Raw genomic sequence first — 10,055 nt, 5'->3', positions numbered from 1 at the left:
GCCGACGGCGTTGCCGCGATATGAACAGGTCGAACGGGTGCGCGAGCTGGCCGGTCCCGGCAGCGAGGTCCTGGAGGCGGCCCCCGGCCCCGACACATCGAACTCCGGAAGTGATCGACAACCTCGCCCACGGAGCGTTCCGCCTTGTAACGTAGGGTCAACGTTTCGCCTCGGTGTGGGGGTTGATCGCATGCGGTGGCAGGTCCACTCCGAGAGGTCGCTGTACGCGGACCCGTGGCTGGACATCCGGGTCGCGGATGTGGAGCTGCCCGACGGGCGCCGCCTCGACCACCGGCTCGTACGCACCGCACCCGGCGCGGGGGCGGTCGTCACCGACGACCAGGACCGGGTGCTGCTGATCTGGCGGCATCGCTTCATCACCGACAGCTGGGGCTGGGAGATCCCGCTGGGCCAGGTGGACGAGGGCGAGATGCCTCAGGCGGCGGCGGCGCGCGAGGTCGAGGAGGAGACGGGCTGGCGTCCCGGCCCCCTGCGCCCGCTGCTGTCGATCCAGCCGACCAACGGCTTCACCGACAGCCTGCACCACATCTACCGCGCCGACTCGGCCACCCGCATCGGCCCGCCGTCGGACCCGTGCGAGGCGGAGCGGGTTGAGTGGGTGCACGCCTCACGCCTGCGCAAGCTCATCGAGAACGGCGAGATCGTCTGCGGCACCACCATGTCGTCCCTTCTCTACCTCCTGGTGGAGCACCTCCCGAACGGCGGATTCCACCGCGCCGAAGACCTCGCCTTCGACTACGACCCCGACCGCCGCTTCCTCCTCCCGGACCTCCCCAACCTCTTCTGACGACACCGCTCGAAGAACCCGCGCCGACGGGACCGGCCCCTCGGGCGGGCGCCCAGGGACGGGGCCGCGCGCTGGGCGATCGCCCCGGCGGCGGGCGACGCGGCGCGGCGGGTGGGTGGGTGGTGCGTCTTTGAACCACGGAGCCGGTCAAGGATGCGCGTCGTCACGGCGAGCAGCCCGTGAGCCTTCACGACCGGCCATGACAGACGGCCACCGACGTCGGTGCGCGCGGCCCACCGTGCGCAGCCGTAAAGGATGAAGGCCTTGATGGGCGGGCAGCTATGAAAAGCGGCCCGCCACAGCGACTACGAGAAGAGCTGGTCCACGACGCGGGCGGTGGCTTTGCCGTCGTCGCGGGGGGCGAAGGTGGCGCGGAAGGCTTCGTAGCGGTCGGCGTGGGCCGCCGCCACCGAGTCGATGTTGCGCAGGGCGTCGATCACATCAGCCGACGTCGACAGCACCGGCCCCGGCGCCTGCTCGGCCAGGTCCAGGTAGAGCCCCCGCTTGGTCGAGTATTTGGCCAGGTCGTAGCCGTAGAACACGATCGGCCGGCCGGTGCATACGAAGTCGAACATGACCGACGAGTAGTCCGTCACGAGCACATCGGTCACCAGCAGCAAGTCGGCGATATCGGGATAAGTGGTGACGTCGTGGGCGATGTCCGGGACGGCCGGCACCGCCTGCATCGGGTGCGCCCGCACCAGGATCTCGTGATCGGCCCCGAGGGCCTCGCGCGTCTTGGCGAGGTCGAGCTTGACCATGGCGTTCTTGCGGTCGTAATCCCGCCACGTGGGCGCGTACAGGATCACCCGCTTGCCCTCCACGAGCCCCAGCCGCTCCCGCACGGCGGCGGCCAGCGCCTCGCGGTCGGGCGAGTTGAGGACGTCGTTGCGCGGCAGCCCGCTCTCCAGGATCTCGCCCTTGTAGCCGAACGCCTTGCGCAGCACCGGCGTGGCCCACGGCGACTGCGACAGCAGCAGGTCCCAGCCGCGCACCTCCGCCGCCTGGCGGTGCCAGATCGGCGGCTTGGGGTCGCGGGCCATGTGGGACTGGTCGTTGCCGATGCGCTTGGCCGGGGTGCCGTGCCAGGTCTGCAGCACGACCTGGTCCTCGCGGGCCCTGAACCAGACCGGCAGGAACGAGTTGGTCACGATGTGGCGGGACCTGGCCAGCGCGGCGTGGTGCTCGCGGCTGCCCGCGCGGACGACGGTCGCGCCGCCGGGCGGCACGAAGGCGCCGTCCTTGACGATCCAGATGTGCTCGCGGTCGTCGCCCCGTCGCAGCCGCTCCTCGTAGATGGCGCGGACGCTGTCGGCGTAGAGGCGGCCGTCGTTGACGACGTAGACGGTCGCGTCGTTGAGCGGCTCGGTGCGCTGGGCCGGGTAGAACACGCGGCGCAGCACGTGGGTGCCGGCCACGCCCCGCTCGTCGGCGGGCCGGGCCTCCTCGACCGTCACGACCGGCACGTCGAAACGGGTGGAGATCATCCGGTACGTGCGCCCGTCGAGCGTGCGCGGGTCCTCGTCGAGCCCCGGCAGGGCCGCGTGGTCCATGCGCAACGGCACGATCTCGCCCGACGGGTGGCGGATCGACATGTTCCAGGTGCCGGAGCCGAGCGGCACGGGCTCGCCGAAGCGGTCCATGGCCGAGGGCTCGACGCGTACGGAGAACTCCTCGCCGGAGCGCTCCATAGGAAGCAGGTAGGACAGCCCGGACCGGTGCCGCAGCGTCAGCGTGCGGGGGCCCGGGGCGTCGGGGTAGTGGCCGCGCAGGAGGAGCGCGGAGCCCTCCCAGACGGCCGAGGTGATCATCGGGCGGATGCGGTGGGCGGAGACGATCACGCGGTCGCGGCGGTCGCCGAGCACGGTGATCTCGCGGTCGCCCACCGGCGTGCGGGTCTCCACGAGGTCGGCGAGCATGACGGACGCCGCCGGGTCGCCCTTGGGCTCGACCCAGAGCCGCCGCCCGTCCTTCTCCTGCAGCAGGGTGGGCACGGCCAGCGCCACCGTGACCTCCGTGCCGTCACCGGCCGGGGTGAAGTCGGCGGCGATGCGGTGGCCGCCCAGGCGGGCGTGGCCCTTGGTCACCGTGCGGCCCGGCAGGGAGATCTTCAGCTCCAGGCGCTCGCCCTCCACGGACACGCCCGTCAGCTCGGCCCGGTTGGGCTGGAGCACGACCTGCAGCGCCCGGTCGGACGTCCACACCGGCCTGATCCACCAGCCCGGCCTCAGCTTGAGCCCGGCGGGGCGCTCGGGCCGGCCGACCGAGGAGCCGCGCAGCAGGCCCGTGGCCCGCGCGCCCCGGCTCCAGAACACGATCTCGGCCCGCCAGGTGGTCGTGTCGGGCACGGACGGGCGGTGGCGCATCCGCCGCCGCACGGCTGACACCACACCGCGTACGGCGCCGCGCCAGCGCAGCGGCCACGGGCTCAGCTCGGCGCTGAACCCGGACCAGTCGTAGTTGCAGCCGGGCTCGCGCGCGCCATGGGTGGCCTCGGGCGCGAGCACGCGCCGCGTGCGCATGCGGATGGGCGGCAGCCAGCGCGGACCGCGCAGCACCACGGTCGCCCAGTTGAACCTGCGGCTGCGGACGGAGAGCCCCGCCAGGTACGCGAACCCGGTGACGCGCAGCTTGCCGTCGACCCAGACGATGTCGTCGATGTGGGTCACCGGCACCAGGTCGGCGCGCCGCAAGCGGTAGAGATCAGGCGAGAGCTCGTCGCGGAAAGGCAGGTCCGCGTACCAGCGCAGGCCCTTGCGGATGCGCTTGGACGGTTCGGCGGCGGCCGTCACGACCTTGGTGAGCGTCTCGCCCTCGACGAGCTCCTCGTCGGGCCGGTGCTCGATCAGGTGACATATGACACGCCGCGCGACCGGCAGGTCGTGCTTGACGCGCGCGTCCACGGCCGCGAGATAGGGCCGGACGAGGTCGAGCATCTCGCGCCGCCGTGCCGCGCCGCGCTTGACCGCGAGGTCCATGCGTGCCCCGAGTGGGCCGCTCAGCACCTCGGTGTCGAACGCCGCGTCGCGACCGCCGGGGCCGACGGCTCGCATGACCGCTTCGAGGGGCTCTCCACGATCGCAAAGATCCTGGACAGCCTTGAGGCGGTCGGCGAGCGAATCGCCGCCCTGGCTCTGGGCTGTGACGCCGGTTGCCATTGGGGTGGCACCGCCTTTCGGGCCGCCATTCAGTGTTCTGCCCATGGTAATGCGAGTCACATGTCACGAATTCGCCGGTTCGGTGAAACGGCTGGTCATGCCCCTTACTGAAAATCCGCTGAACGCCCGTCCCAGCGAGCCTCGCGCATGTCCACCCGTTCGCCCCGCAACGGAGTGCCTTCCTCGCGCCAGTGGGCCAGGCAGCGTTGCACGTGGTCAGGGGCCGCGCCGGAGCCGTCGGCATGGACGACGCGCCACCACGGAACGCCGCCGCCCAACGTCGACATCACCTTGCCGACCTGGCGGGGGCCGCCCTCGCCCAGGTATTCGGCGATGTCGCCGTAGGCCATGACCTTGCCGGGCGGGATGCGCTCGACGAGGTCGAGCACCCGCTCGGCGAAGGGGTTCAGGGGGTCCATGCCGCCGGGCCCGCTTCGATGATCTCTTCGAACTTGCCGATCTCCATCGCGCTGCCGCCCGTCATGACCTCGATGACGCCGTCGCGCACCGCGTAGACCTCGCCGTCCTCGCCCACGAGCCGGGCGCCGAGCGCGGCCGAGAGCCGGACGAGTTGCGCGACCTGCCAGTCGGAGCCCGGTTCGCCGACCAGCTGACCCCGCCAGCGCGCCACCGCGTACGTGCCGCCTCTGTGCGCGGCCACGATCTCGTCATCTCCGCGCAGCCCGAAACCGGCCGGTGCGATGGCCTTCGCGAGCTCCGCGAAGGCGAGTGGCGACTCGCGCACCACCCGCAGCTCGTATCCCATGACGCGGGACCATAGCGGATCTTTACTGTTCCTTGCGCTGATTGAGCACGATGATCGCGCCGCAGAACATGACCAGCGCGACCAGCACTCCTCCCCCGTACAGCCACAGCCGCAGCGGATCGGGCCCCGGCCTGGTCGGCACGGGCGAGTCCTCGCCCTGCCCGAAGTGCTCCTGACCTGACAGGACGCTGCGCTGCTCCCCAGTCAGCCGCTCGGCGGCGTTGAGCGCGGCGGCCGCGTCGACCACCCCGAACCCGGTCCGGTCGTCGTATCCCGGGGCGGGCCGGCCCCGCGCGCTGGAGGCCAGCGCCTGGGCGACCTGCTCGGGCGGCAGGTCCGGATAGCGCGACTTGATGAGCGCGGCCACGCCCGCCACGAGCGCGGCGGCCGAGCTGGTGCCCTCGGACAGCTCGTAGCCGCTCTTGCGCTTGACCACGGGTACGCCCACGCCGGGCGCGGCGACCAGTACGGAGAGGTTGTCGCTGCTGAACCCGGCCCGTTTGCCCTGCTTGTCGGTGGCCGCCACGCCGATGACCCCCGGGTAGCCGGCCGGGAAGCTCCAGTAGGAGGTGCCGTTCTCCTTGGCGTAGTTGGTCAGGCCGTCGTTGCCCACGGCGGCGACCAGGACGACGCCCTTGCTGAGCGCGTACGAGACGGCCTCGCGCTCGGACCTGACCGGGCCGTAGGAGCCGATGGACATGCTGATGACCTGGGCGCCGTGGTTGGCCGCGTACCGCAGGGCCCGCGCGAGGGGGCTCTCCGAGGCCTGCTCCTCGTCCTCCAGCGGCGGGACGCTCAGCCCGGGGTTGTCGTCGGTGACCATGGGCAGCGACAGGATGCGGGCCTCGGGGGCGACGCCGATCAGCCCGTCGTCCGCACCCGACGCCGCGATCAGCCCGGCCATGGCGGTGCCGTGCCTGCCCGGCGCCGACTCCGTGACCACCGCGCCCGCGGCCATGTCGGGGCCCGCCGTGACCCGGCCTTTCAGCTCCTTGACCTTGTCGTCCACGCCGCTGTCCACGACGGCCACGGTGACGCCCTGGCCCTTGGTGACGGTCCAGGCCTGTTCGACGTTGAGGGCGTCGAGCACCCACTGCTGCTGCTCCCGCACGGGGTCGGCGGTGGGTCCCGCCAGTACGAGGAGCGCCGCGGTGAGCGCGCGTACGGTCGCTAGCACACGTTCCCCTGGGTGCAGGGCGGCACCTTGGGCGGGTCCGCGAGAAAGTAGGCGATCTGGTTGCCGACGGACTTGGCGGCCGGCCACAGCTCGGAGTGCAGGATCTCCTCCGGCGCGATCGCGGCCCTGGTCCGGCCGTCGGCATAGCCGGCCGTGGAGAACACGATGTACGGCCCGGCGCCCACCCAGCCGGTGCGCTGGCGCTGGTCGGGGCCGAAGCGTTCGGTCACCGTGCCGGGGAAGGCGACGGGCAGCACGCCCACGCGGTCGTCCTGGGTGAGCTCCTCGCTCGCCGAGACCCTGGACGCCTCGTCCTTCAGCACGGCCACCCCGACCGTGATCACGAACGAGGCCGTCTGGTCGACGTACGTGGCCCGCAGCATCGTGACGCAACCGTGGTTCTCCAGGACCCCGGCCACGGAGGCGTCGACGCCCTTGCCGCACTCGGTCTCGGGGGCGATGCCGACGCGCCGGGCGTACTGCTGGGCCCGGTCGAGCCCCAAGTACTTCACCTCTTCGGGGAAGACGCCCGTCGCCGGCCACGCCTGCCAGCGCCTGGCGATCTCCTCCTGCTTGTACTGGTTCTGCTCGGAGGGGGTCAGCGGGCGCGAGCGGGTCTCGGCGAACAGCCCGACCGTGCCGAGCAGCACGACCACGGACGACACGACCACGATGACGCTCAGCAGCATCACGAAGATGCGCCGGTACCGGACGCCCTGCTGCAGCGCCTCCCGCTCGGCGCGGTCCTTGGCGGCCGTACGCACGCGGGAACCCGCCCCCGGCCACGTACGCACACGTGACCGCCGGCCAGTGGTGGCGCCGAGCGGATTCCTCCGTTCCGGCGTGGCCCCGCCCTCGGCGCGCGGTAGCCCTGAAGTCGACCTACGAGCCCTCACCACCGCCTCATCCTCGCCGTCTCGACGCTCCCTCGCGTGTCTATTTCGTCCCCCTTAGTAGGCGGATCATGCGTCTTGTGAGCTGTACGCCCGACGTACGCGCCTGACCAGGATGAATATGACGCCCAAGGAAGCGAACGCGCCGACGGCGGCCGCGGCGGCGATGGCCGCGTAGACCGTGACGCGCTTCTCGTCCCTGACGATGACCTCGATGGGGGCCGTCCGCCCGCCGGCCAGCGGCTCGGCCGGGTCCTGGGCCTGGTCGCCCGCGGCGGTCTCGGTGTAGCCGGCCAGCTTGCGGGCCTCGGACAGGGCTTTGGCCGCGTTCACGACGCCGAAGCCGGTGCCGGTGTCGTAACCGCCCGGGGGCCTGTCGGTGGCGCTGGCAGTCAGGGCGCGAGCCACCAGCGGCGGCGACATGCCCGGATATTTGGCCTTGATGAGGGCGGCGATGCCGGAGACCAGCGCGGTCGCCTGCGAGGTGCCCCTGCCGACCCAGTACTCGTCGCCCGGGCCCGCGCCCATGATGTCCACGCCCGGCGCGGCCACCAGCACGGAGGAGTTCCAGTTGGAGAACGTGGCCCGCCGCAGCAGCCCGTCCGTCGCGCCCACCGAGACCACCCCGGGGAACGCGGCCGGATAGGAGTAGGGGGCGAAGTCGCTGTCGATCTTCCGGTCGCCGTCGTTGCCCGCGGCGGCCACGAGCACGACGCCCTTGGAGATGGCGTAGCGGATGGCCGCCCGCTCCTCCCTGGTCGCCAGCTCCTTGGAGATCGACATGTTGATCACGTCCGCACCCTCGTCCACCGCGTAGCGAATGCCTTGGGCCACCACGTCCTCGAAGCGCTCCGCCGAGTTGAACTCCCGGAAACCCGGCTCCTCGTCCTCAAGGATGACCCTTACTGACAGTACGTCCGCTTCGGGCGCGACGCCGATGATCCCCAGATTTCCCCCATTGCCGTGGCCGTGCCCGGCGATCAGAGAGGCCATGTACGTGCCGTGCAGGCGGCTCGGGACGATCCCCGGCGGGTTCGCGCCGTCGGTGAAGTCCTTGCCCACCCGCACCGAGCCGACCAGGTCGCGATGGTGCGGATCGACGCCGGAGTCGAGCACCGCCACCGTCACCCCGTCGCCCTTGCTGGTGCGCCACGCCTGGGTCAGCTCCAGCGTCTTGATGACCGGCCGTTGCCCGCCGCGTACGTCGTCCGCCCATGCCGGCGCGGTCGCGCACAGCAGCATCCCGACCGCCACGGCCGCCGTTCCCCGCCTGAGCATGACCCCCGTACTGCCCCGGCTCAGCACCGCCACTCCTCGGCCGCGCAGTCGGGCATCCGCGGCGTGCTCAGGTCGGTCAGCACCCGCTCGGAGATCTCGGTCGCGAAGGCGAAGATGGCGGGCCGCTGCTCGTCCGCCGCGTCCGCGGGCCGGCCGTCCACCTGGCCCGCCGTGGTCAGCACCAGGTACGGCCCCGCCTGCCGTACCGAACCGGCCTGGCGCACGTCGGGGGTGAACCGGTCGGCGACCGTGCCGCGGAAGGCCAGCGGATACAGGCCCGGCACGGGTTTGCCGCTGTCGGAGAAGGCGGCTTTCGCGCGTACGGCGTCCGGCTCGTCGCGCAGCGCGACCACGCCGATCGTGACGAGCACGCCGCGCAGGGCGTCGATGTAGGTGGCCCGCAGCAGGCCCTTGCAGCCCGCCTTGCGCAGGGCCTTGACCGCCTTGGGGTCGACCGGGTCGCAGGCGGTCGTGGGCGAGATGCCGATCCGGCTGGCACGTTCCCGGCCGCCCTGCTCGGCGGAGTACGGCAATGTGGCGGGGAAGATACGTCCGCTGGGCCAGGTGCGCCAGCGCTCGGCGACCTCGCGTCTGGCCGCCGTCTGGAGCTCGGCCGCGCTGGGGCCCCGGGTGAGCTCCGTGCCCGCCGCGCTGCCCGACACTCCGGCGGCCACCGCGCAGACCAGGGTCAGCGCGGAGGCCACCACGAGCGTCGGCCACGGACGGGCAGAGTTCACGCCATCGACCTTAACGAGGGTTTCCGGGGAACACCCCCAGAAACCATCAGTAGGAGGGCAGGCTCGGGTCGACGGTCTTGACCCAGCTCAGAACGCCGCCACCGACGTGGACGGCGTCGGAGAACCCGGCGTTCTTGACGATCGCCAGCGCCTCGGCCGAGCGCGCCCCGGACTTGCAGTGGAGCACGATGCGCTTGTCCTGCGGCAGCTTCTCCAGGGCCGAGCCGTTGAGGAACTCACCCTTGGGGATCAGCGTGGCGCCGGGGATCGAGACGATCTCGTACTCGTTCGGCTCGCGGACGTCGACGAGGAAGATGCTCTCGCCGCGGTCCTGCATGCCCTTGAGCTCCAGCGCGGTGATCGTGGAACCGCTGGCGGCCTCGGCGGCCTCGTCCGAGATCGCGCCGCAGAAGGCCTCGTAGTCGTCGAGGAGCTGCGTGACCGTCGGGTTCTTGCCGCACAGGACGCACTCGGGGTCCTTGCGGACCTTGACGTCGCGGTACTTCATCTCCAGGGCGTCGTAGATCATCAGCCGCCCGACCAGCGGGTCGCCGATGCCCGTCAGCAGCTTGATGGCCTCGTTGACCTGGATGGAGCCGATCGACGCGCACAGCACGCCGAGCACGCCGCCCTCGGCGCACGACGGCACCATGCCGGGAGGCGGGGGCTCCGGGTAGAGGCAGCGGTAGCAGGGCCCGTGCTCGGCCCAGAACACGCTGGCCTGGCCGTCGAACCGGTAGATCGAGCCCCAGACGTACGGCTTGCCGAGCAGCACAGCGGCGTCGTTCACCATGTAGCGCGTGGCGAAGTTGTCGGTGCCGTCGACGATGAGGTCGTAGCCGGAGAAGATCTCCATGACGTTCTCTGTGGTCAGCGCCGTGTTGTGGATGACGACGTCGACCAGGGGGTTGATCTCGCGGACGGACGCCGCGGCGCTCTCGGCCTTCAGCCTGCCCACGTCGGACTGGCCGTGGATGATCTGGCGCTGCAGGTTGGACTCATCGACGACATCGAAGTCGATGATGCCGAGGGTGCCGACGCCCGCCGCCGCGAGGTACATCAGCGCGGGCGAGCCCAGGCCCCCGGCGCCCACACACAGCACCTTGGCGTTCTTCAGCCGCTTCTGCCCCGCCATGCCCACATCGGGGATGATCAGGTGGCGCGAGTAGCGGCGCACTTCGTCGACGGTCAGCTCTGCGGCCGGCTCGACCAGCGGTGGCAACGACACTTTCTACGCT

General features: G+C 71.5%; 9 protein-coding genes. 1 reads left to right on the top strand and 8 read right to left on the bottom strand.

Translation table 11 applies throughout. The features are described 5' to 3' along the window. Positions 1-190: 190 nt before the first annotated feature. A complete protein-coding gene (locus ACIBI9_RS28460) occupies positions 191-808 on the top strand; it encodes an NUDIX domain-containing protein (RefSeq protein ID WP_397225996.1) in 618 nt (205 codons plus the stop codon). Positions 809-1,113: 305 nt separating this feature from the next. Here ACIBI9_RS28460 and ACIBI9_RS28455 read toward each other — a convergent pair whose 3' ends face one another. From ACIBI9_RS28455 to moeZ, 8 genes are all read right to left on the bottom strand, one after another. Beyond that, positions 1,114-3,861 carry a CDP-glycerol glycerophosphotransferase family protein gene (locus tag ACIBI9_RS28455; protein ID WP_397225994.1) on the bottom strand — a complete coding sequence of 916 codons (2,748 nt, stop codon included), beginning with the start codon at positions 3,859-3,861 and terminating at the stop codon, positions 1,114-1,116. A 209-nt stretch (positions 3,862-4,070) separates the two neighbouring features. Continuing rightward, entirely contained in the window at positions 4,071-4,385 is a 315-nt protein-coding gene (locus ACIBI9_RS28450) for an MGMT family protein (protein ID WP_397225992.1), read from the bottom strand. Then, on the bottom strand, positions 4,373-4,732 hold the full coding sequence (locus tag ACIBI9_RS28445) for a hypothetical protein (RefSeq protein ID WP_397225990.1): 360 nt from the start codon (positions 4,730-4,732) through the stop codon (positions 4,373-4,375). Before ACIBI9_RS28445 ends, ACIBI9_RS28450 begins: the two co-directional genes overlap by 13 nt. A 22-nt stretch (positions 4,733-4,754) precedes the next feature. Beyond that, on the bottom strand, positions 4,755-5,909 hold the full coding sequence (locus ACIBI9_RS28440; protein WP_397225988.1) for a S8 family serine peptidase: 1,155 nt from the start codon (positions 5,907-5,909) through the stop codon (positions 4,755-4,757). After that, entirely contained in the window at positions 5,903-6,673 is a 771-nt protein-coding gene (locus tag ACIBI9_RS28435; RefSeq protein WP_397225986.1) for a hypothetical protein, read from the bottom strand. The genes ACIBI9_RS28440 and ACIBI9_RS28435 overlap by 7 nt, the downstream gene beginning before the upstream one ends. A 198-nt stretch (positions 6,674-6,871) precedes the next feature. Beyond that, positions 6,872-8,080, bottom strand: a complete 1,209-nt coding sequence (locus tag ACIBI9_RS28430) for a S8 family serine peptidase (RefSeq protein ID WP_397225984.1) — start codon at positions 8,078-8,080, stop codon at positions 6,872-6,874. 20 nt (positions 8,081-8,100) lie between these two features. Then, entirely contained in the window at positions 8,101-8,817 is a 717-nt protein-coding gene (locus ACIBI9_RS28425; RefSeq protein ID WP_397225982.1) for a hypothetical protein, read from the bottom strand. 46 nt (positions 8,818-8,863) lie between these two features. Then, positions 8,864-10,045, bottom strand: a complete 1,182-nt coding sequence (gene moeZ, locus ACIBI9_RS28420) for an adenylyltransferase/sulfurtransferase MoeZ (RefSeq protein WP_397225980.1) — start codon at positions 10,043-10,045, stop codon at positions 8,864-8,866. Positions 10,046-10,055 lie beyond the last annotated feature (10 nt).

The organism is Nonomuraea sp. NPDC050451 (genome assembly GCF_044458585.1).
This window is presented reverse-complemented; position numbering and strand designations above follow the sequence as displayed.